Source organism: Reyranella sp. (assembly GCF_965249915.1).
Classification (GTDB): domain Bacteria; phylum Pseudomonadota; class Alphaproteobacteria; order Reyranellales; family Reyranellaceae; genus Reyranella.
The window spans coordinates 2,824,263-2,843,933 of sequence record NZ_OZ252257.1; the positions used below are offsets into that span (position 1 = coordinate 2,824,263).

General features: G+C 66.0%; 22 protein-coding genes. 12 read left to right on the top strand and 10 right to left on the bottom strand.

Annotated features, from left to right (window positions below; translation table 11 throughout):
• Position 1: 1 nt before the first annotated feature.
• Positions 2–427, bottom strand: a complete 426-nt coding sequence (locus ACP15H_RS13935) for a DoxX family protein (RefSeq protein ID WP_425066779.1) — start codon at positions 425–427, stop codon at positions 2–4.
• A gap of 88 nt (positions 428–515) precedes the next feature.
• Between ACP15H_RS13935 and ACP15H_RS13940 the strand changes: the two genes are divergently transcribed.
• The 5 genes from ACP15H_RS13940 (at position 516) to ACP15H_RS13960 (ending at position 5,341) form a co-directional block, all read left to right on the top strand.
• Positions 516–908 carry a DUF2946 family protein gene (locus ACP15H_RS13940; protein ID WP_425066780.1) on the top strand — a complete coding sequence of 131 codons (393 nt, stop codon included), beginning with the start codon at positions 516–518 and terminating at the stop codon, positions 906–908.
• 64 nt (positions 909–972) lie between these two features.
• Complete coding sequence (locus tag ACP15H_RS13945; protein ID WP_425066781.1) at positions 973–3,153, top strand: TonB-dependent receptor; 2,181 nt, start codon at positions 973–975, stop codon at positions 3,151–3,153.
• Complete coding sequence (locus ACP15H_RS13950; RefSeq protein ID WP_425069902.1) at positions 3,147–4,340, top strand: exo-alpha-sialidase; 1,194 nt, start codon at positions 3,147–3,149, stop codon at positions 4,338–4,340. The genes ACP15H_RS13945 and ACP15H_RS13950 overlap by 7 nt, the downstream gene beginning before the upstream one ends.
• Complete coding sequence (locus ACP15H_RS13955) at positions 4,337–4,822, top strand: TlpA family protein disulfide reductase (protein ID WP_425066782.1); 486 nt, start codon at positions 4,337–4,339, stop codon at positions 4,820–4,822. The genes ACP15H_RS13950 and ACP15H_RS13955 overlap by 4 nt, the downstream gene beginning before the upstream one ends.
• Before the next feature lie 45 nt (positions 4,823–4,867).
• Positions 4,868–5,341, top strand: a complete 474-nt coding sequence (locus ACP15H_RS13960; protein ID WP_425066783.1) for a copper chaperone PCu(A)C — start codon at positions 4,868–4,870, stop codon at positions 5,339–5,341.
• A 109-nt stretch (positions 5,342–5,450) separates the two neighbouring features.
• Here the strand turns inward: ACP15H_RS13960 and ACP15H_RS13965 are convergent, their stop codons facing one another.
• From ACP15H_RS13965 to ACP15H_RS13980, 4 genes are read right to left on the bottom strand one after another with little or no spacing between them, the layout of a single operon-like run.
• Entirely contained in the window at positions 5,451–5,846 is a 396-nt protein-coding gene (locus ACP15H_RS13965; RefSeq protein WP_425066784.1) for an MAPEG family protein, read from the bottom strand.
• A 20-nt stretch (positions 5,847–5,866) separates the two neighbouring features.
• Positions 5,867–6,505, bottom strand: coding sequence for a uracil phosphoribosyltransferase (gene upp, locus ACP15H_RS13970; protein ID WP_425066785.1), 639 nt, complete (start codon positions 6,503–6,505; stop codon positions 5,867–5,869).
• A 22-nt stretch (positions 6,506–6,527) separates the two neighbouring features.
• Complete coding sequence (locus ACP15H_RS13975; protein WP_425066786.1) at positions 6,528–7,676, bottom strand: URC4/urg3 family protein; 1,149 nt, start codon at positions 7,674–7,676, stop codon at positions 6,528–6,530.
• Positions 7,669–8,904, bottom strand: a complete 1,236-nt coding sequence (locus tag ACP15H_RS13980) for a GTP cyclohydrolase II (RefSeq protein WP_425066787.1) — start codon at positions 8,902–8,904, stop codon at positions 7,669–7,671. The genes ACP15H_RS13975 and ACP15H_RS13980 overlap by 8 nt, the downstream gene beginning before the upstream one ends.
• 115 nt (positions 8,905–9,019) lie before the next feature.
• On the opposite strand from ACP15H_RS13980, the gene ACP15H_RS13985 reads away from it, so the two are divergent.
• Positions 9,020–9,460, top strand: coding sequence for a hypothetical protein (locus ACP15H_RS13985; protein ID WP_425066788.1), 441 nt, complete (start codon positions 9,020–9,022; stop codon positions 9,458–9,460).
• Positions 9,461–9,472: 12 nt separating this feature from the next.
• Here ACP15H_RS13985 and ACP15H_RS13990 read toward each other — a convergent pair whose 3' ends face one another.
• Positions 9,473–9,868 carry a c-type cytochrome gene (locus tag ACP15H_RS13990; RefSeq protein ID WP_425066789.1) on the bottom strand — a complete coding sequence of 132 codons (396 nt, stop codon included), beginning with the start codon at positions 9,866–9,868 and terminating at the stop codon, positions 9,473–9,475.
• 3 nt (positions 9,869–9,871) lie between these two features.
• On the bottom strand, positions 9,872–11,080 hold the full coding sequence (locus ACP15H_RS13995) for a molybdopterin-dependent oxidoreductase (RefSeq protein WP_425066790.1): 1,209 nt from the start codon (positions 11,078–11,080) through the stop codon (positions 9,872–9,874).
• A 261-nt stretch (positions 11,081–11,341) separates the two neighbouring features.
• On the opposite strand from ACP15H_RS13995, the gene ACP15H_RS14000 reads away from it, so the two are divergent.
• The 4 genes from ACP15H_RS14000 to ACP15H_RS14015 all read left to right on the top strand — a co-directional run bounded on the left by ACP15H_RS14000 (position 11,342) and on the right by ACP15H_RS14015 (position 15,577).
• The gene (locus tag ACP15H_RS14000; RefSeq protein WP_425066791.1) at positions 11,342–12,214 is read left to right on the top strand and encodes a carbohydrate ABC transporter permease; all 873 of its coding nucleotides are present in this window, start codon (positions 11,342–11,344) and stop codon (positions 12,212–12,214) included.
• Between the two features lie 10 nt (positions 12,215–12,224).
• Complete coding sequence (locus tag ACP15H_RS14005; RefSeq protein WP_425066792.1) at positions 12,225–13,055, top strand: carbohydrate ABC transporter permease; 831 nt, start codon at positions 12,225–12,227, stop codon at positions 13,053–13,055.
• Positions 13,056–13,094: 39 nt separating this feature from the next.
• Positions 13,095–14,390 (top strand): extracellular solute-binding protein, encoded by a 1,296-nt coding sequence (locus ACP15H_RS14010; RefSeq protein ID WP_425066793.1) that lies wholly within the window; start codon positions 13,095–13,097, stop codon positions 14,388–14,390.
• 89 nt (positions 14,391–14,479) lie between these two features.
• Positions 14,480–15,577 carry an ABC transporter ATP-binding protein gene (locus ACP15H_RS14015; RefSeq protein WP_425066794.1) on the top strand — a complete coding sequence of 366 codons (1,098 nt, stop codon included), beginning with the start codon at positions 14,480–14,482 and terminating at the stop codon, positions 15,575–15,577.
• Here the strand turns inward: ACP15H_RS14015 and ACP15H_RS14020 are convergent.
• On the bottom strand, positions 15,567–16,481 hold the full coding sequence (locus ACP15H_RS14020; protein WP_425066795.1) for a 2-hydroxyacid dehydrogenase: 915 nt from the start codon (positions 16,479–16,481) through the stop codon (positions 15,567–15,569). The two genes, ACP15H_RS14015 and ACP15H_RS14020, sit on opposite strands and share 11 nt — an antisense overlap.
• Positions 16,482–16,547: 66 nt before the next feature.
• Here ACP15H_RS14020 and ACP15H_RS14025 point away from each other — a divergent pair, with 66 nt between their 5' ends.
• Together ACP15H_RS14025 and ACP15H_RS14030 are read left to right on the top strand one after the other, a co-directional pair.
• Positions 16,548–16,982 carry a hypothetical protein gene (locus tag ACP15H_RS14025; RefSeq protein WP_425066796.1) on the top strand — a complete coding sequence of 145 codons (435 nt, stop codon included), beginning with the start codon at positions 16,548–16,550 and terminating at the stop codon, positions 16,980–16,982.
• A 27-nt stretch (positions 16,983–17,009) separates the two neighbouring features.
• Positions 17,010–17,447, top strand: a complete 438-nt coding sequence (locus tag ACP15H_RS14030; protein ID WP_425066797.1) for a cupin domain-containing protein — start codon at positions 17,010–17,012, stop codon at positions 17,445–17,447.
• 18 nt (positions 17,448–17,465) lie between these two features.
• On the opposite strand, the gene ACP15H_RS14035 is transcribed toward ACP15H_RS14030, so the two are convergent.
• A complete protein-coding gene (locus ACP15H_RS14035; RefSeq protein WP_425066798.1) occupies positions 17,466–19,163 on the bottom strand; it encodes an N-acyl-D-amino-acid deacylase family protein in 1,698 nt (565 codons plus the stop codon).
• Positions 19,164–19,241: 78 nt separating this feature from the next.
• Positions 19,242–19,652 carry a hypothetical protein gene (locus ACP15H_RS14040; protein ID WP_425066799.1) on the bottom strand — a complete coding sequence of 137 codons (411 nt, stop codon included), beginning with the start codon at positions 19,650–19,652 and terminating at the stop codon, positions 19,242–19,244.
• Positions 19,653–19,671 lie beyond the last annotated feature (19 nt).

The window sequence follows — 19,671 nt, forward strand, 5'->3', positions numbered from 1 at the left end:
CCTACCGCCGCAGCTCTCGCAGGCGGCCGGCGACGGCGCACATCATGAAGCCGCCGATCAGGGAGACATGCTCCATGGCAACGCGGAAGTGGGCCGTGCGCGCCGGCTCCTGCATCGTCCAGAATGGATGGGCGAGCACGATGGCCACGACCAGAAAGCCGCTCAGGATGCCGCAGCCCAGCCACAGCCAGCGGTCCAGCAGGATCAGCAGAGAGCCGATCAGCAGCGTCGCTATCAGCACGATATTGAGCAAGCCCTCGGGCCGGAGTCCGAGGGAGGCCAGTTCGGCCGCGCTGACGTCGAACTCTGCAAGGTGGCCGAGCCCCGCGCTCCAGAAGACGAAGGTCAGCACCAGCCTGGCCAGGAACCAGCCGATCCCGCTGTCCAGGAAAGCCGCGATCACCCGCGGCGTGTCGTTCCGGCCCATGTGGTTTCTCCCCCGAGACTGCTTTCGTGCATCATAAGGCGACAAGCTGACCTCTTCCACCTCGCCTCGTTTCGTGCGTAATTCGGCCATGGTTCGCAAACGCCCTGACCAAGGCTGGCGCGCGGCGGCATTCGCCGTGGCGTTGTTTGCGATCACGCTCAACTTCTTCCAGCCTCTGGCCCACGCCGTCCTGATGCGGGACGGCGGCCCCGAGGCGGCCGCCCGGACCTGGGGCGTCTTCTGTCTGCCCGGCGCCGACGAAGACGGTTCGCAGTCCGCCGGCCAACAGGCCGGCAAGGTTCACGAATGTTGCCTGGGCCTCGCGCAGGCGCCGGTGCTCGCCGAGCCCTCCGTCACCGCCTTTTTGCTCGTCGAACCCGTCGTGGAGACCGTCGTCTTTGCGGCAAACGATGAAGCCCTGGCCCCCGTCGGCATCCGCGACGGGCCTCACCGACCACGCGGTCCGCCCTCCCACGTCTGACGCCTGAACCCGCGACGCGCCTCGCCGTGCGTCGCGTTCTCTTGTCATTCGTGGGGAGATTTTCATGTTGTCCATTCGCGTGGTCACGGCCACTGCTGTCGCAGCCCTCGGGCTGGTCCCGATTGTTGCCCGGGCGCAGGGGGGGCCGCCCGCCACCGATCCATCCGCTACCGGCCAGCAGCCAATGTCGCTGCCGCCGATCACGGTGAGTGCCGGCCGCGGCTCCGATCTGCAGAAGCTCGACGTCAGCACGACCGTGATGAGCCGCGAGCAGATCCAGGCGATGCCCGAGACCGGCGTCGACCAGCTCGTGAACCGCATCCCCGGCGTCTGGCTGCCGAACATCCCGACCGGCCAGCTCCATCCGACGGCCCAGCCGGTGAACATCCGCGGCTTCGGCACCAGCACGACGATCAACACCCTGATCATGGTCGATGGCGTGCCGGTCAACGATCCCTACTTCCGGACCATGAACTGGAGCACCATCCCCAAGAACTCCGTGGAGCGCATCGAGGTCATCCGCGGCGGCGGCGCCACCAGCCTGTGGGGCAACATGGCGATGGGCGGCGTGATCAACATCATCACGCGCGAGCCGACGACCAACTCGGCCTCGGCCGATACCAGCTACGGCAGCTACAACACCTCCACGGCGGAAGCGGCCGGAAGCTACGTCATCAACGACAAGGTCAGGGTCGGGGCGAGCTACAATCATGCCCAGAGCTCGGGCTACAACCTCACGCCCGCCCAGTACCAGAACGCCAATCTCGTCCCGACGGCGTCCAAGGCCGACAACGTCGCCGCCAGCGTGTTCCTGACCCCCAACTCGAACCTGAAGCTCTTCGCCAAGGGCTACTGGAACCAGACCTACGAGGACGGCCTGGTCTGGACCTATGCCCACAACAACTGGTCGACCTATCGCGTGCTGGCCGGCGGCAGCTACAAGTTCGACGAGAACCAGTCGCTCAACTTCAGCGGCTGGGCGAGCGGCGGCTCGTTCGGCACCATCAACGTCGCCAGCGGCTCCTACACGCTGAACAACATCAACGCGACCAACCAGTATGTCAGCCAGATCGAAGCCGCGCCCAATTCCGACGTCGGCGGTTCGGTCTTCTACGAAGCCAATTTCGGACCTCTGCGCGACGTCAAGATCGGCGTCGACGCCCGTCGCACGATGGTGACCGACTACAACAACCTCTATGCCAGCGTCTCGGCCAATCCCACGACCTTCGTCGTGAACGGCGAGCACCGTTTCCAGGGCATCTTCGGACAGGGAACCTACCGCTTCACCGGCATCCCGATCGATATAACGGTCGGCGTGCGCGGCGACTTCTGGCAGGCCATGAACGCCAGCGTGCTCACGACGAACTCGAGCAACCTGAACGTGGTGCCGAACGCGAGCGCGGCGAGCTTCGATCCGCGCATCGGCATGAAGTTCTATGCCAGCGACGAGCTGACCCTGCGCGCCGCGATCTATCGCAATTTCTCGGCGCCCGGCATGAACCAGATGTACCGGGTGTTCGCGAGCGGCACGAGCTACTCGACGATCAACCCCAACCTCCAGCCGATGACCAACTTCGGCCAGGAGGTCGGCTTCGACTTCGAGTGGAAGGGCTTCACCCTGTCGGGCACCTATTTCAACAACAACCTGGACAACTTCATCGACTACATCACGGTCTGCAACACCAGCCCGGCCTGCGCCGCGCCCTATGTCGGCGCGGCCGGCCTGGGCGCCAACTTCACCACGGTCCGCCAATATCAGAACGTGGGCAACGCGACCTTCCAGGGTCTCGAGCTGATCGCGACCTGGCAGCCGTTCGAGCAACTGAGGCTGACCGGCGGCTTCACCAGTACGAATGCCTATCTCACCAGCTCGGTGAATCCGACGCTGGTGCGCACGGGCGTGCAGCTCGGCCAGGTGCCGGGCTACATGTTCACGGCCGGCGTCGAATGGCGGCCGATCGAGACGCTCGTCCTGACGGCCGCGCTGAAATCGTTCCCGCAATACTGGAACGACACGAACCATACGCAGTTGAACGACGGCGCCACCCTGATCGACCTCGGCCTGCGCTGGACCCCCGTGAAGGACGTCGACATCTATGGCAGTATCCAGAACCTGACCAACGTCCAGTATCTGGCGCAGGGCTATACGCGGACCTCGTTCGAGGGCTCGACCGTCAGCGCCTCCGCCATCCCGCAGCTCGGCATGCCGCTGACTGCCACCGCCGGCCTGAGGGTGAAATTCTGATGCGCGCTCTTCTCGCCTTCACAGCCTTGCTGCTGTTCGCCGGCACCGCCGCGGCCCAGCACCAGCACGGCAAGCCGGGCGCCGCCGCACCGGAGGCCTTCACCGCCACACCGGCCTTCGGTCCCGACGGCACGCTCTGGCTGGTCCGCGCCATGGCCGACAAGATCGTCGTCGTGCGCTCGACCGACCTCGGCAAGACCTTCTCGGAACCGGTCGCGGTCACGCCGGAGCCGATGAACCTCGACTGGGGGCCCGACGCACGGGCCCGCATCGTCGTGGATCCGAAGGGACGACTGGTCGTGACCTTCGCGATCTTCCAGGACCGCAACTTCAACGGCCGCGCCTACTACTCGCGCTCGAACGACAACGGCGCGAGTTTCAGCACGCCGCAGCCGATCACCGCCGACACGACCAGCCAGCGCTTCGAGACGGCGGCCGTCGATCCCGCGACCGGCCGCGTCTTCGCGGCCTGGCTCGACAAGCGCAACGTCGCCAAGGCGCGCGCCGCCGGGAAGCCCTATCCCGGCGCCGCGCTGGCCTATGCCTGGGAGGATGGCGAGGCGGGTTTCGGCCCGACCTCCATCGCCCTCGACAATACCTGCGAATGCTGCCGTCTCGGGGTCGCCTTCGCCGGTCCCGGCAAGCCCGCCGTCGTGTTCCGCAACATCTTCCCCGGCTCGATCCGCGACCATGGCGTCGTCACCTTCAAGGACGAGAAGACACCGGGCCCGGTGCGCCGCGTCAGTGCCGACGAGTGGAAGATCGAGGCCTGCCCGCATCACGGGCCCAGCATCGCCATCCTGCCGGACGGCTCCTATCACGTCGCCTGGTTCACCGACGGCTCGGCGCGCAAGGGCCTGTTCTATGCCCGCGCCGACAAGGACGACACGCCGTTCGGTGCGCCGCGCGCGCTGTCCACGCCCAAGCGGCAGCCAGCGCGGCCCTATCTGCTGGCCAACGGCACCGCGCTCCATCTCGTGTGGAAGGAGTTCGACGGCACCAAGTCGACCGTGCGCTGGCAGGTGAGCCACGATAGCGGCCGCACCTGGAGCGATCCGCGCACCGTCGCCGACACCGAGGACGCTTCCGACCATCCCCTGCTCGTCGCCAACGCCGGCCGCGCCTATCTGTCGTGGCTCACCAAGGCCGACGGCTATCGCCTGATCCCCCTCGAGGACCAGCCATGACGTTTCGTCCCTTCCTCCTCGCCCTCCTGCTCGCGGTCGCTTCGGCCGGCGCACAGGCGGCCGACCTGCAGTCCTTCGGCCGCGGAAGCTGGTCCAAGCTGCGAGCCGCCCATGACGGCCAACCGACCGTCGTGCATTTCTGGGGTCTCACCTGTGCTCCCTGCCTCGTCGAGATGCCGGAATGGGGCAAGCTGCAGGCCGAGCGCCCCGACATGCGCCTCGTGATGGTGGCGGCTGATCCGGTGCCGCAGGATCCGGCGCGGATCTCCGACATGCTCGCGCGGGCCGATCTCGCAAAGGCCGAGAACTGGGCCTTCGCAGACCGCTTCAACGAGCGGCTGCGTTATGAAATCGATCCCGCCTGGCCCGGCGAGCTGCCGCGCACGATGCTGATCGATCGCGACGGCAAGGAAACCGTTCTCACGGGCGTCGCCGATCTCGGCGAGGTCCGCGCCTGGCTCGACGCGCAGAAAAAGCGCTGAGGCCCAAGCTCTTCCCCCTCATCTTCCGCTTCAGGAGTTCCTTCCATGCTCGCCCGCCGCCTGTTCTTCGCCGCCGCCGTCACCCTGCTCGCGCTGCCCGCCGCGGCACAGGACTACAAGATCGGTTCGATCGAAATCACCACACCGTGGACCCGTGCCACGCCGCCGTCGGCGCGCACCGGCGGCGGCTTCATGACCATCACCAACAAGGGGACAGTCGCGGACCGGCTGGTCTCCGTGCGCAGCAACGCCTCGGACAAGGTCGAGATCCACGAGATGCAGATGGACGGCAACGTGATGCGGATGCGCGAACTGGCGAAGGGCCTCGAGATTCCGCCCGGCGCCACCGTGATGCTGAAGCCCGGCAGCTATCACATCATGTTCATGGAGCTGAAGGCGCCGCTCGCCAAGGACGCCAAGGTGCCCCTGACCCTCGTCTTCGAGAAGGCCGGCAGCATCGACGTCCAGCTGAACGTCGAAGCCATGGGCGCCATGCCGCACGGCCACGGGAAGAATTAACCCATCATCTCGACCGGAGCGCGCAACTCCAGTTGCGCTCAAGCTTTGCAGATCAACAAGGCATGAGCGCCACTAGAATGGCGCGCTCCGTTTATAGTGTTCGCGGTTGCTACATCGCCTTCAGCAGTTCGATCGCAATCAGCGCCATGCCGATGACCGAGACGAACCAGGCCGCCGTGCGCAGCCAGGCGATGCCGGCGACGTAGATCACGGCGTAGGCCACGCGGCCCCAGAAGAAGATCGCGGCGCCCATCGCGGTCATGGCGTTGGCCTTGCCGGCGACCGCCGCGATCAAAACCAGCGCCGCGAACAGCACCATATTCTCGATCATGTTGAGATGGGCCCGCTTGGCGCGCCCGGCCCACCCCTTGATCTCGGGCAGGCCCTCGCGATTGCCTGCCAGCGTCGGCAGACCGACCGCCCGATTGGCGCCCGTTGCCGCCACCAGCATCTGCCCGAAGGTCAGGATCACGGAGAAAAGGAGGTACTTGAGGTCCGGCGACATCGGCGTTTCTCCCGTTGTTGTTATTTGGTCCCGAAGAGACGGTCCCCCGCATCGCCGAGCCCGGGAACAATATACCCGTGATCGTTGAGTTTTGCATCGATCGCTGCCGCGAACACCGGGACGTCGGGATGGACCTCGGCGAAGGTCCGCGCGCCCTGCTCGGAGCCCAGCACGCAGATGAACTTGATGCGCTTGGCCCCGGACTCCTTCAGACGGTCGACCGCTGCGATGGCCGAATGGGCAGTCGCCAGCATCGGGTCGCAGACAATGACGTCGCGGTCGGAAATGTCCTGCGGGATCTTGAGGTAGTATTCGACCGCCTGCAGCGTGCGCGGGTCGCGATAGAGCCCGACATGGCCGACCCTGGCCAGCGGCACGAGGTCGGTGACGCCCTCGGCGAGGCCGAGCCCGGCGCGCAGGATCGGCACCACCACCAGCTTCTTGCCGTCGAGCATCGGCGCGTCCATCGCCTCGATCGGCGTCTCGATTCGCGTCTGCACCATTGGCAGGTCGCGCGTGGCGTCGTAACCCAGGAGCAGCCCGATCTCGCGCAGCAGCCGGCGGAAGTTGGTGCTCGACGTCGCCTTGTCGCGGAGCTTGGTGAGCTTGTGCTGAACCAGCGGGTGCGTCACGACATGGATCGAGTGCGGCAATGACATCGTCTTCTTCTCCCCAAAAACTCTAGAACACCGTGCCGTCGCTCTCGACGGTGATGGGCGGGCCGCCGCCGGGCCGGCGTTCAGCCGCCAGCCGGCGTCCCGCAAACCACGTGCCGGCTTCCAGCACCTTGACCAGCGGCAGGCGCGCCGCATCCATCCCGAGATGCAGGCGCACATGCTCGGCGATCCGGTCGAGCAGCGCCACGGTGAGCGCCCGCCATTCCACGATTGCCTCGTCGCCCGGGGCGAAGGCCTTCTCCAGCAGCACGCGCTGCTTGGGCCGCAGCGCGCCGGCATCGACCAACAGGCCGCCGTTGCGATACTCGGGCAGGCCGGTCAGCGCATCGAGCGCCACGACGTGGAGGCCTGCCCCCTCGATGGGCTCGACCAGCGAGTAGCTCATCCATTGCGACAGCTTGTGAAAGGGCACCAGCCCGACCACCGGATGCTCCCAGACGTCGCCGCGCGGCGACGGCCAGATCGGCGAGAGCTTGTCCAACACAGCTGCCAGGATGGAGTCGGCCCTCACCTCGCCGCTCGTCGCGACGATATCGAACAGTGCGCCCGGCCGCTCCAACCCGACGTCCCCCAGCTTGCGCAGCAGCTCAGCGCGCCCCTCCAGGCCCAGCAACGGATTGTGCGCCTTCACCTGGAAGCCCATGGCGATGTCCATGGGCGTCAGCTTCGCGAGGCGCTCGGCATCCACCCGCAGCGGATCGCCCTTGGCGTCGCGGCTGAAGGCGCCATTGGCGAACATATGGAAGCTGGCCACGCCCAACCCCTCGGAGCGCGCATAAGTCTCGCCCGTGCCCGGCTCGCGAAAACTCCAGGCCGCCCCGGCCCCTGCATCGAGCAGCACGGATACGACCGCAAGGTCCATGCGCCGACGCGCGATCTCCTCGGGCGGCAGATGTTTCAGCCGCTCGGCCAGCGCGCTCCAGCGGTCACGGCCGCCGGATTCGAAATGTCGCCAGCGCGAATGGAACGGGATCGCCGCCGGATTGGGGAAGCGCTCGCGGGTGACGGCCAGCGTCGCCTGCACAGCCGTCTCCAGCCCGTTCGGATCGAGCCGGAACCATTGCGACTGCCCATCCTCGACATACTTCAGGACCTTCGCCGCCCGTTCGCGGATCGCGATGGGCGTGCGCAGATACGCCAGCGAATCATTCATCGAGGCCACGTCCCTTGGCGCGCGCCAGCTCGTTGGAACCCGGCTTGGTCGGGCTGAAATAGCCCGCCGCCTTCTTGGCATCCATCTCGACCAGCGCGTCGGCGGGGATCAGATGCTCGGGGATCGGCACCTGCTCGACGATCTCGATGCCCTGCTCGCGCAGCGCATCGGACTTCATGTTGCTCATCGAGGCGAAGCGGTCGATGCGGCTGATGCCCAGCCAGTGGAAGATGTCGGGCATCAGCTCCTGGAAGCGCATGTCCTGGACGCCCGCCACGCATTCGGTGCGGTTGAAGTACTGCGCCGCCGAATCGCCGCCGGGCTGGCGCTTGCGCGCGTTGTAGACGAGGAACTTCGTCACCTCGCCCAGTGCGCGCCCCTCCTTGCGATTGTAGATGACGACGCCGACGCCGCCCTTCTGCGCCATGTCGATGCAGATCTCGATGCCATGCGCGAGGTAAGGCCGGCAGGTGCAGATGTCGGAGCCGAACACGTCGGAGCCGTTGCACTCGTCGTGGAGGCGGCAGGCGATCTTCGTCTCGGGCTTGCCGAGCTTCGACACGTCGCCGAAGAAATAGATCGTGGCGCCCCCGATCGGCGGCAGGAACAGTTCGAGGTCGGGCCGCGTCACAAGCTCGGTGTACATGCCGCCGGTTTCCTCGAAAAGCGTGCGGCGCAGGTCGACTTCCTTGACGCCGAAACGCTCGGCGATGCCGGGCAGCCACCAGACCGGCTCGATCGCCGCCTTGGTGACCTTCACGTCGCCCGCACCGCTCAATATGTCGTTGTCGGGCTTCAGCCGGCCGGCGGCCATCGCCTCCATGATCTCCGGCATGTTCACATGGGCCTTGGTGATGGCGATGGTCGGCCTTATGTCCCACCCCGCCGCCAGTTTGTCGGCGAAGACCTCGGAAACCAGGTGTCCCCACGGATCGAGCGACACGATCTTCTTCGGATCGAACCAGCTTTCGAACGGCCCGATGATCTCGGCCGGCGAGGTGTTGGTGAGGTCGGGCCGATGGTCGGCCTTGAGCTCCTTCGCCGCGATGGCCAGCGCACGATAGATGCCGTAGCTCCCGGAATGGACGCCGATGACGTTTCGGTGCGACGTGAGGCCGACCGTTCCGACGACCGGCCCGCGGACCGCCGGGTCGCGCGCGCCCCAGACCACCGGAGGCGCCGGCTGGCCGCCCTGGCTGGGATGGGTATTCAGTCTGATATGCGCCATGTGCTTTCCGGTCCTCTGGGAGCTGGAAAGCGAGGAACTGTACAGCGAGTAGATGACCAAAGGAAGGCGCCGCGCCCTTGCGTCTTGCGGTCAGCCGGGAGACTCTTCACGCGACATGATCAAAATCACCCTGTCCGTTCTCTTGCTTCTCCTTACCCTGATCGCCGCACCGGCCGGCGTCTGGGCCGCCGACCCGATCCCAGCGCCGAGACCGATCTACTTCTCATCCGGCGCCAAGAGCGGCACCGTGGGTGGCCACGTCCAGCGCGGCGAACAGAATCTCTATTCGCTGGTGGGGGATGCCGGCCAGTTCATGACCGTTTCGATGACGACACCCGGCGGCAATGCAACCTTCCAGATCTACGAGCCCGACACCGTGGTCGGCCGAGACGGCGACGGACGACTCACCTTCACCGGCAAGACACTGCGCACTGGCGGTCCCGGCGAGGATGCGACGCGCTGGACGGGCCGCCTGCCGCGGAAGGGCACCTACATCATCGCCATCGGCAGCACGCGCGGGAACGCCAACTACAGCATGGACGTGAAGATCGAATAGCGCGACCGCCGCCTACTTCGAGCCCTTCGTGGTCGCGAGATAATCGACGATCGCCGCCATCTCGCCATCGTCGACCGGCGCCTTGTAGGCATGGATCATCTTCTCGACGATGCCGTGCCAGGTAGCCCTCGACAGGTTGGGCTGGGTCAGCACCATGCCGGCCGAATGACATGACAGGCAGTTCGCGTTGATGGTATCGGCGGTCGCGCCGCCGGGAAAGACCTCGGTGCTGGTCGGCAGATCGACCGACACCGATTTCAGGACGAAGGCCGTCGCGCCGGATGACGCCGCGGCGGCCGGCACCGGCACCGGCGCCGGAAGCTGAACCGGCGGATGGCCGATGAACGCCAGCGTCAGCCCGGCAATGGCTGCGACGGCAAGACCCAGGGCGGCACCGTTGATCTGCATCGCTCAGGCCGCCTTCAGGTGCACGGTCTCGATGCCGTTGTGCATGAAGCCGCTGGGGTTCCAGTTGTTTGCCGCGGGCTGCACCAGCCCGCCGTCGTTGGTGCAGCGGACCATCAGCGCAATGTCGCCGGCAGACGGCGTCACCTCGGCCTGCCACTGCCGGAAGCTGTACTTGCCTTCGTCGCGACCGAGCACCGTGGGCAGCCAGTCCTTGCCGCCGTCCACCGAAAGCTCGACCGACTGCACACCGGTATCGCCGCCGAAGGCGATGCCGCGCACCAGGGTCTTTGTGCCGGCCTTCAGGGTCGCGCCGTCTTTCAGGTTGGTCACGAACGAGCGCGGCACCATGCGGTTGATAGGCACCATGGTGAGGCCGGTCTGCCCGGGCTTCATGTCGGCCCCCGGCGTGTCGGGAATCAGATAGGCGTTCCTGGTCCAGAAATTCTCGTCGGGCGCGGCCAGCACTTCGATACGGGCCAGCATCTTCACCCAGTAGGTCGAATACCAGCCCGGCACGACAAGGCGCAGCGGGAAGCCATTGAGCAACGGAAGCTGCTCGCCGTTCATGGCATAGGCGATCATGACCTCGCCATCGCTTGCATGGTCGAGCGCCAGCGACTTCATGAACTTCGGCGCCTCGGGCACCACCGGGTCGTCGAGCCCGGCAAAGCGCACAGCCGTCGCGCCGGCCTTCACACCCGCCCGGTCGAGCACGTCCTTGAGCCGCACGCCCATCCACTTCGCGTTGCCCATCGCGCCGTTGGCCCATTGCGCGCCGGGAACCCGGGGCTCGGTGAAGCCACGCGAGTTGCCCGAGCACTGGTTGACCGCGGCCAGCTCGACCCGCGGCAACCCGTCGACGATCTCCTTCAACGTGAGTGACAGTTCCTTGTCGACATGACCGCGCACCGAAAGCCGGAACGTGCCGACATCGATATCGGTCGGGATCACCGCCCAGTGCCAGCGCACATAGAAGGAGTCGTTGGGCGTGAACACGCCGCGGTCGAAGACCTCGAACGGCGTCTCGAGCAGCGGTGGCCGCGTCCGCTGCAGGATCATCGGCCCCTTCTGCGGAAAGCCCTTCGTGAGGGCGCGCTCGGACGGTGCGAACGGCAATTCGACCGCCGCCTGCCCCCAGGCCGAGCCGGACACCACCATGAGGCCGCCAGCACTGGCCTGCCCCAGAAAAGACCGCCGCGTCGTTCTCGTCATTGCATCACGCCCATTCGTCCACGCTCGCCGGCACACTACTCACAACGGCCTGCGTGAAACCAACGCCTTTCTGTCGCGTCCGTTGGATACGAAGGATGCGGCTTCCCGCTTTGCTATCGGAATGCTAGCGTTCATCCAATTGCAGCATTTCTCGCAGAAGTTGCCCGCAATTCATCGATTGTGAAAACGGCGCGGAACAAGCGTCGACACGAAGAAGAGAGATACGGGGGAGGACGGCGGGTGACGCCAGCGCGACGACCCATGTTCGGCGAACAGCAGCGTTTCATGCTGTTCCTCATTGCGCCCGCAGCGCTCTTGCTGGGCCTCTTCCAGGTCTTGCCGATCGTGATCGGCGCCAATGCGAGTTTTCGCGACTGGGCGCTGTACAATCCCAAGAAGACCTGGGTGGGCCTCGATCACTACAAGTCGGTCCTCAGCGATCCGGCGTTCCTCGAGGTCGTACTGCCCAACACCTTCATCTTCATGGTGCTGAGCGTGGCCGGCTCGCTGGTCCTGGGCCTCAGCCTCGCCCTCCTCCTCAACCGTCCGTTCCGCGGCCAGAAGATCGTGCAGACCGTCCTGATGGTGCCGCTGATGGTGGCGCCGGTGATCGCGGCCATCATGATGCGCTGGATGTTCAACGACCAGTTCGGGATCGTGAACACCGTCCTCGAGGGTCTTGGTCTCGAAGGCCAGCCCTGGCTGGTCCAGCGCTGGAGCGCCTTCGGCATCATCGTGCTGACCGACATCTGGCTGTGGACACCCTGGTTCACCCTCCTCCTGCTGGCGGGCCTGCAGAGCCTGCCCAAGGAACCGTTCGAGGCGGCCGAGATCGACGGCACCTCGACATGGCGCGTGTTCAGCCACCTCACGCTGCCCATGCTGCAGCCGGTGATCGTGGTCTGCGTGGTGATCCGCGCCATCGACGCGTTCCGCACCTTCGACATCGTCTGGACCCTGACCGGCGGAGGCCCCGGCCGCTCCACCGAGCTGTTTAGCCTCTATGCCTACGTGCTGGCCTTCCTGAACCTCGACCTCGGTCGGGGCTCGGCGGCGGCGATCGTCGGCGGCCTCATCATCCTGTTGGTCGGCATCGGTCTCTACCGCATCGTCGACCGCATCACGAAGGCCTGATCCGATGGCGATGGTCCGCACGCCCCTGATGTTCGCCCGCCTGCCGCTCGGCGGCCGCCGCCTGCTCTTCGGGCTGGCGGTGTTCGGCTTCTGTTTTGCCTTTGCCTTCCCCGTCCTGTGGCTGATCCTGACGTCGCTGCGACCGGAATCGGGTGTCTATTACGTCCATCGCGGCACCGAGTTCACGCTCGCGAGCTTCGCCGAGGTGTTGCAGGACGACCGGCTGGTCCAGGCCTTCTTCAATTCCGCCCTGATCTCGACCCTGGCGACGATCTTCTCGCTGCTCGTCACCGTGTCGAGCGGCTACATGCTGTCGCGCTTCAAGGGGCCGGCGGCGTCGACCTGGTTCGGCACGATCTACGTGTTCCGCTGCGTGCCCTATATCTCCTGGGTCCTGCCGCTCTACTTCGTGGCCCAGAGCTGGGGCCTCTACGACACCTATCTCGGCCTGCTGCTGCCGCACATCGCCGTGCACATCTGCTTCTTCTCGTGGCTGATGAAGGGCTTCTTCGACGGCATCGATCCGTCGATGGAGCATGCCGCGCTGATCGACGGCTGCACGCGCTGGGGCGCCTTCGTGAGGGTGGCGCTGCCGTCGGCCATCCCGGCGATTTCGGCGCTGGGCGTTCTGTGCTGGCTGTTCACCTGGAACGAGTTCCTGTTCGCGCTGATCCTGACCGGCAACAAGGTGCCGGTGATCACCGTGGTGATGGCCCAGTTCGTCACCGAGATGGGGCTGCGCTGGAACCTAATGGCCGCCACGGCGGTCATGGCCCTGGTGCCCGCCTTCCTGCTGGCCCTGTTCGGCCAGAAATACGTGATCCGGGGGCTGCGGATCTAAAGAAGAGGACAAACAAAACCACATCGAGGAGGAAACGAGATGAGCGTGAGACGAAGGACATTAGCCGCAATCGCGGCCGCCGCCGGACTGCTCGTCGCAGGCGGCGCCAACGCCCAGGCCGTCAAGGAACTGCGCATCGGCTACCAGCCGAGCCCGATCCAGGACGCCTCGATCGCCATGTTCGAGACCTGGGGTGCCAAGAACGGCATCAAGATCGTCAAGGTGCCGAACTCCTACGGCGTCTACGTCGAGAAGATGACGGCGTCGCTGACCTCGAACTCCGACCAGTACGACGTCATCTGGCACAACGACGACTGGGGACAGCTCTGGGCCCACCTGCTCGAGCCGACGGACGACGTGCCCGGCCTGCAGTTCGCCGAGAAGTGGGGCATGGACAAGGTCGTGTTCGGCAACGCCCAGGGACAGAACACGGTCGTGCCGATGGGCCAGACCTTCAGCGTGTTCTTCTACCGCTCCGACCTGGTACAGCCCAACGAGGTGCCCAAGACACTCGCCGAAGTGGTCGCCGTCAGCAAGAAGCTGCAGGCCGCCAACAAGGTGAAGTTCGGCTATGTCGGCGCCATGTCGATGAACAACAGCTGGTTCAGCTGGTTCTGGTCGATGTGGGGCAACAATTGCGACGTGCTGATGCCGTTCTACGAGCGCGACAACAAGGTGCTGGCTCAGAACGGCTGGAAGTCGGGCCTCGACCAGCCCTGCATGAAGGAGACGGCCGAGTACTGGTGGGATGCGATCAACACCCACAAAATCTCGCCGCGCGGCATGCCGGCCTACGATCGCAACGAGGCGAACGCGGTGTTCATGTCGGGCGACGCAGCCTTCACCGTGGCCGACTCGCTGTGGTGGGGCACTTTCAACGACGCCGCAAAGTCGAAGGTCGTGGGCAAGGTCGCCGCGGCCCGCTTTCCACTCGGCCCCAACCGCCAGAAGAACTTCGCCTGGGACGACATCTGGGGCTGGGCGATTCCGAAGTCGATCTCGCCCGAACGCAAGGCGTTGGCCAAGCAGATGCTCGGCGCCATGATGATGGACGAGGAAGGCCAGATGAAGCTGTGGAAGGCGACCGGCGCGCCGCCGCCCAACACGCAGTTCTGGGACAAGATCGCAGCCCAGGATCCGTTCATGAAGCTCCTGAAGGAAGCGGCACTCGACTCGCCCGACAAGGTGCGCGGCGCCTACTACTTCCCGCAGTGGCCGGCCGTGCACAAGGCGTTCAACGACGCCGTGACCAAGGCCGTCACCGGCAAGCGCGAGGATATCGGCAAGGTCCTCGCCGAGGGCGCACCGCTGGTCACCAAGGCGGCGACGCCCTAGCGGCCCAAGGCCGAGCCGAAGCGATACCCCCGCCGCGCTTCCGCGCGGCGGGGTCGTCACGCGCAGCGTTATTCAAGGTTGGCGGGATCATGGCAGCGATCGTACTGGACAAGCTCAACAAGCATTACGGAGCACTGCATCACGCGGTGAAGGACGTCGATCTCACCATCGCCGACAAGGAGTTCGTGGCGTTGGTCGGACCGTCGGGCTGCGGCAAGTCCACCACCTTGCGCATGATCGCCGGCCTCGAGGACATCAGCGGCGGCGAGATCCGCATCGGCGGCCGTGTGGTCAATCACCTGCCCCCGCGCGACCGCGACATCGCCATGGTGTTCCAGAACTACGCGCTCTATCAGCATATGAGCGTCTACGACAATCTGGCCTTCGGCCTGCGCAACAAGAAGTTGCCGGAAGCCGAAATCAAGGCTGCGATCGACCGTGCCACCGGCATGCTGGGCCTGCACGATCTGCTGAAGCGCAAGCCGCGCCAGCTCTCGGGCGGCCAGCAGCAGCGCGTGGCGCTGGGCCGCTGCATCGTGCGCAATCCCCTGGTCTTCCTGTTCGACGAACCGCTCTCCAACCTCGACGCCAAGCTGCGCGCGCAGATGCGCATTGAAATCAAGCGGCTGCACGCGCAGCTCCCCACCACCTCGGTGTTCGTGACCCACGACCAGGTCGAGGCGATGACCCTGGGCGATCGCGTCGTGGTGATGAAGGATGGCCGCGTCCAGCAGGCCGGCACGCCGCTCACGGTCTATGGCAACCCGGTCAACAAGTTCGTCGCGGGCTTCATCGGAGCGCCGGCGATGAACTTCCTCGACGTCACGATTGCCCGGGAGGGCGACACGATCGTGGCCCAGTCGGCCGCGCTTAAGCTCGCCGTGAACGAACCGAGCAGCCGCGCGCTCGAAGCCTACATCGGGCGCGGCGTGATCATGGGCCTGCGCCCCGAGCATCTTATGCTGGGCGACGGCGCCGTCAGCCGCAGCTTTGCGGCCAAGGTCGAGGTGGTGGAACAGCTCGGCTCGGAGATCCTGCTCGAAACCCGCGTCGGCGACGCCCGCGTGACCGCAGCGCGCGTGCCCCCCGAGTCAGCCATCTCGGCGGGCGACCAGGTGCGCCTGAGCGTCCAGCCCGGCCGCCTGCACTTCTTCGATCCCGACACCGAGAACGCGATTACGGCGTAGACCATCCCTTCGCCGCCAGGTCGATGGCGCGGCGATACATGGTCATCGCCGCTTCGGGCGTGTTGTAGCCGGCGTGTGCCGTCAGTGTGACGTTGTCGAGCTTCAGCAGCGGCTCTTCGGGCGGCGTCGGCTCCTTGCCGAACACGTCCGTTGCATAGTGGCCGATGCGGCCGGTGCCCAGCAGCTCGATCAGCGCCGCCTCGTCGACGATTCCCGCGCGCGCCGTGTTGACGATGAGGACGCCCGGCTTCGTCTTCTCCAGCTTCGCGCGATCGAGGAAGCCGCGCGTCGACTCGTTCAGCGCGAGATGGAGGCTGATGATATCGGATTGCGCCAGCACCTCGTCGATCGGCACGGCCGGCACGCTGCCGCCCGATACGGGCGAGCGGTTGTAGGCGATCACCTTCAGGCCGACGCCCTGGGCGATGCGCGCCATCTCGCGGCCGATGCCGCCCAGACCGACCACGCCCAGCGTCTTGCCCCGAAGCTCCATGCCCTGCATCGGCCGCCAGCCGCCGCTGCGGACGATCCCGTGCATGGTCGCGATGTGGCGGGCCGCGGCGAACACCAGGCCCATCGCATGCTCGGCGACCGTGGTGTCGCCGTAGCCGCCAATGGTCGAGACCTTGATGCCGAGCCGTTCGGCGGCCGCGAGGTCGACGAAGCTCGCGGCTCCCGTGCCCAGGAAGACGATGTGCTTCAGGTCGGTGCAGCGCTTCAGCGTCGGCTCGCTGAAATAGGTCGCGTCGTTGATGACCGTGTCGTAGCCCGCGACCTTGGCCGGCACGTCCGCCTCGGAGACGGGGCCCATGCCGACCGCGATCGGGATGTCCGCCGGACCGTGGACCTGCTTCCAGACGCGGTCGATGTCGGACGTCGAATCGATGAACAACGTCTTGGCCATGATCGTCTTCCCCCGGTTTTGCCGACAATAGTCCGCAGGAGCCGAACTGTCTGCTAGGGTGGCGGGATGAACCGACGCTTCCTCCTCGGCACCCTGCCGCTCCTCGCCGCTGCGCCCGCCCTGGCCCAGCAGCTTCCCGCCATCCGCACCCTCACCGTGGCGCCGGGCCCGACCGGCACGAACGTCACCGGCAGCCTGGCCGACACCAAGGCGCGCGGCCTCTACTACGTGCCGGGCCAGGCCGGCCAGACCATGAACGTCGCGGTCGCTTCGCCCGGCAATAACGTCGTCTTCCAGGTCTGGGAGCCGGGCACCGGCGTAAAGACAAATGCCGACGGGACGCTCGCCCTCGACGGAAAGCCCATGCACGATGCCGGTCCGACCGAGGAACCCGCCGCCTGGATCGGCGCCCTGCCCAAGACGGGGCCCTATCTGCTGATCGTCTACAGCCGCCGCGACGCGGCCAGCTACACGCTCACCGTTTCCGTCACGGGCCAATAGTCCTGGCGCGGACAGAGGGAGGATGGCATGCCTGACCTGTTTCCGACGACCGGAGAGGCAGAGGAGGAGAAGCTCAAGGACGAGACGGCCGCTGGTGCCGGCATCGTCAGCCACCTCGGTCCCGACTCCTTCCAGAAGGACGGGCTGCGGCCGTTCTTCGAGTATCGTCCGCTCGGCCTGAAAGAGCTCACCGGCGGCAAGGTCGGCGCTCACGTGATCCGCGCCGTGCCCGGCCAGCATCCCGACGCGCCGCGCCACAGCCACGCCCTCGATTTCCAGTTCGTCTACGTGCTGAAGGGCTGGGCGATCTTCGAGTACGAGGGCTACGGCCAGCACAAGCTCGTCGCGGGCTCGACCGTCTATCAACCGCCCGGCGTGAAGCACAAGGAGATCGACCACAGCGACGATCTCGAACTGATCGAGATCACCATGCCGGCCGACTTCACGACGACGGTGGTGGAGTAGCCGGCCAAGGGCGCGCTCTCACGCGCCGTGTCGCAGCAGCTGCCCCGAATAGGTGTTGGTCGGACGATCGTCGCGCATCGTCACCTGGCCGTTGACCAGGATGTACTTGTAGCCTGAGGCCCGCTGCACGCGGCGCCATTCGCCGCCTGGCAGGTCGTGCGCGATCTCGTCGGGCAGGACCTTCAGCCCGTCATAGTCGTAGATCACGATGTCCGCCGGGGCGCCTTTCTTCAGCATGCCGCGGCCGCGGAAGCCCGCGACCTCGGCCGGTAATGCCGACAGCCGCCAGTGCACGTCCTCGAGGCTCAGCATGCCGTGCTGTCGCACCACCTTGCAGATCGTCTCGGTCGGATAGCGGCCGGCCGTCAGGAACTTGGTGTGGGCGCCGCCGTCCGACACGCCGAACAGGATGTAGGGATCGTCGACCAGTTCCTTCAGATACTCGATGCTGCCGTTGGGCGGGGCAGCGAAGAACTCGGTCTCGAGATTCTCCTCGACCGCCATGTCGAGCATGACGTCGACCGGATGCTTGCCCATTTTCTCGCCGGCATGGGCCAACGTATGGTCGAGCCACTTCCTGTTGCGCTCCGTCTTGGGACCGACAATCGCGATCTGCGGCAATGGGCCTGTCGCCGTGATCGGCAGGTTTTCGCGCAACTTGGCACGCCGGGCCGGATCGGCGAGCTTGGCCAGCCGCTCCTCGCGCGTGCCGGTGGTCGCATCGCACCAGTCCTGCGAATCGTCGAACAGGTTCCAGTCTTCGAAGGTGAAGGTGAAGCCCGCATCGGTGGTGAGCCCCTGCCCCACGACCCGGATGCCGCGCTCGCGGCAGCTCTTCAGCCACGCCAGTCCACGACGATGGATCTCGGGCCGGTGATCGAAGGCCTGGATCACGTTCATGATCATGGGCCGGCCGCTCAGCGTCGACAGCTCCTCGTAGAAGGCGCGGTCGGCCGCATTGTCGCCCGAGATCAGCAACATCTGCATGAAGCCCTCGTTGCGCTCGGCCAGCACGCGGGCGAATTCCCGGCAGGTCTCGTCATGCATCACATCGGTCGGCATCGGCGTGCCGTCATAGTCGCGCTGCACCGCCGCCGGGCCGGTGGGCTTCATCCGTTGCGCCGACCAGCCGCAGGCGCCGGCATCCATCGCCTCGCCGAGCAGGCGCTTCATTTCGGCATGCTGCTCCGGCGTCGGCATCTTGCCGGCTTTGGCCGCCTCGAAGCCCATCACCCAGATGAGCAGCGGCGACACCGGCACGTAGGGAAGAATGTTCACCGCTTTGGGCGCGGCATCCACGCTGTCGAGGAACTCCGGGAAGGTCACCCAGTTCCACGGCATGCCCTGCTGCATCGAGGCCATCGGGATCGCCTCGACGCGCGTCATCGACATCATGGCGCGCTCGCGCTCGGCCGGGCGAACCGGCGCGAAGCCGAAGCCGCAATTGCCGATCACCACCGAAGTAATGCCGTGCCACGAGGACAGCGTGCAGTAGGGATCCCAGAAGAGCTGCGCGTCGTAGTGCGTGTGCAGGTCGACGAAGCCCGGCGCCACGATCAGGCCGCCGGCGTCGATGACCTCGTCGGCATCGCCGGCGGCGATCTGGCCGATCTCGGCGATGCGGCCATCCTTGATTCCGATGTCGCCGCGAAAGCGCGGCAGCCGGCTGCCGTCGACGATCATCCCGCCGCGGATCACGCGATCATAGCGCGCCATTCGTTTCCTCCGGTGTTTTGCCGGAAGCGTGCGGGCCTGCTGTCGACCTGTCAACGCGAGCGCGTCGCGCCGCAGAACTCAGTTGCGCTTGGTCACCTGGATGAACGTATTGTTGGTATTGGGCCGGTAGCTGACATTGTAGTGGCCGCCGGCGCCCACCGCATCACAGCTCGCGCCCACGGTCTGGACGCGCGCGATGCTGTAGGTCGTCCAGGCGCTGCCCTTGGACATGTCGACATCGAGCTGGAACAACAGGTTCGGCGAGCTCTTCTGGGCGTTCTGGTACTGCCAGCAGATCCAGTTCTGGTAGCCCGGCTTGAGCTGCATGGTCTTCCATTCGCCCTCGCCCCATTTGTAGCGATAGCTGATCTGCGCCTGCGTCTGGTTGTGCAGGCAGGCGCAGCCATGAGTGGTCTGTTGCGCTGCCGTCGGACTGGCGCCCGCAGCCGCCAGGGCGATCATCGTGATCGCCGTCAATCCCAGCTTCATTTTCCTCCCCCGAGTGATG

Excerpts from the sequence above, each read along its gene's own strand:
- ACP15H_RS13935 (WP_425066779.1), bottom strand. The coding sequence starts at position 427 with ATGGGCCGGAACGACACGCCGCGGGTGATCGCGGCTTTCCTGGACAGC.
- ACP15H_RS13940 (WP_425066780.1), top strand. The coding sequence starts at position 516 with ATGGTTCGCAAACGCCCTGACCAAGGCTGGCGCGCGGCGGCATTCGCC.
- ACP15H_RS13945 (WP_425066781.1), top strand. The coding sequence starts at position 973 with ATGTTGTCCATTCGCGTGGTCACGGCCACTGCTGTCGCAGCCCTCGGG.
- ACP15H_RS13955 (WP_425066782.1), top strand. The coding sequence starts at position 4,337 with ATGACGTTTCGTCCCTTCCTCCTCGCCCTCCTGCTCGCGGTCGCTTCG.
- ACP15H_RS13960 (WP_425066783.1), top strand. The coding sequence starts at position 4,868 with ATGCTCGCCCGCCGCCTGTTCTTCGCCGCCGCCGTCACCCTGCTCGCG.
- ACP15H_RS13965 (WP_425066784.1), bottom strand. The coding sequence starts at position 5,846 with ATGTCGCCGGACCTCAAGTACCTCCTTTTCTCCGTGATCCTGACCTTC.
- upp (WP_425066785.1), bottom strand. The coding sequence starts at position 6,505 with ATGTCATTGCCGCACTCGATCCATGTCGTGACGCACCCGCTGGTTCAG.
- ACP15H_RS13975 (WP_425066786.1), bottom strand. The coding sequence starts at position 7,676 with ATGAATGATTCGCTGGCGTATCTGCGCACGCCCATCGCGATCCGCGAA.
- ACP15H_RS13980 (WP_425066787.1), bottom strand. The coding sequence starts at position 8,904 with ATGGCGCATATCAGACTGAATACCCATCCCAGCCAGGGCGGCCAGCCG.
- ACP15H_RS13985 (WP_425066788.1), top strand. The coding sequence starts at position 9,020 with ATGATCAAAATCACCCTGTCCGTTCTCTTGCTTCTCCTTACCCTGATC.
- ACP15H_RS13990 (WP_425066789.1), bottom strand. The coding sequence starts at position 9,868 with ATGCAGATCAACGGTGCCGCCCTGGGTCTTGCCGTCGCAGCCATTGCC.
- ACP15H_RS13995 (WP_425066790.1), bottom strand. The coding sequence starts at position 11,080 with ATGACGAGAACGACGCGGCGGTCTTTTCTGGGGCAGGCCAGTGCTGGC.
- ACP15H_RS14000 (WP_425066791.1), top strand. The coding sequence starts at position 11,342 with ATGTTCGGCGAACAGCAGCGTTTCATGCTGTTCCTCATTGCGCCCGCA.
- ACP15H_RS14005 (WP_425066792.1), top strand. The coding sequence starts at position 12,225 with ATGGTCCGCACGCCCCTGATGTTCGCCCGCCTGCCGCTCGGCGGCCGC.
- ACP15H_RS14010 (WP_425066793.1), top strand. The coding sequence starts at position 13,095 with ATGAGCGTGAGACGAAGGACATTAGCCGCAATCGCGGCCGCCGCCGGA.
- ACP15H_RS14015 (WP_425066794.1), top strand. The coding sequence starts at position 14,480 with ATGGCAGCGATCGTACTGGACAAGCTCAACAAGCATTACGGAGCACTG.
- ACP15H_RS14020 (WP_425066795.1), bottom strand. The coding sequence starts at position 16,481 with ATGGCCAAGACGTTGTTCATCGATTCGACGTCCGACATCGACCGCGTC.
- ACP15H_RS14025 (WP_425066796.1), top strand. The coding sequence starts at position 16,548 with ATGAACCGACGCTTCCTCCTCGGCACCCTGCCGCTCCTCGCCGCTGCG.
- ACP15H_RS14030 (WP_425066797.1), top strand. The coding sequence starts at position 17,010 with ATGCCTGACCTGTTTCCGACGACCGGAGAGGCAGAGGAGGAGAAGCTC.
- ACP15H_RS14035 (WP_425066798.1), bottom strand. The coding sequence starts at position 19,163 with ATGGCGCGCTATGATCGCGTGATCCGCGGCGGGATGATCGTCGACGGC.
- ACP15H_RS14040 (WP_425066799.1), bottom strand. The coding sequence starts at position 19,652 with ATGAAGCTGGGATTGACGGCGATCACGATGATCGCCCTGGCGGCTGCG.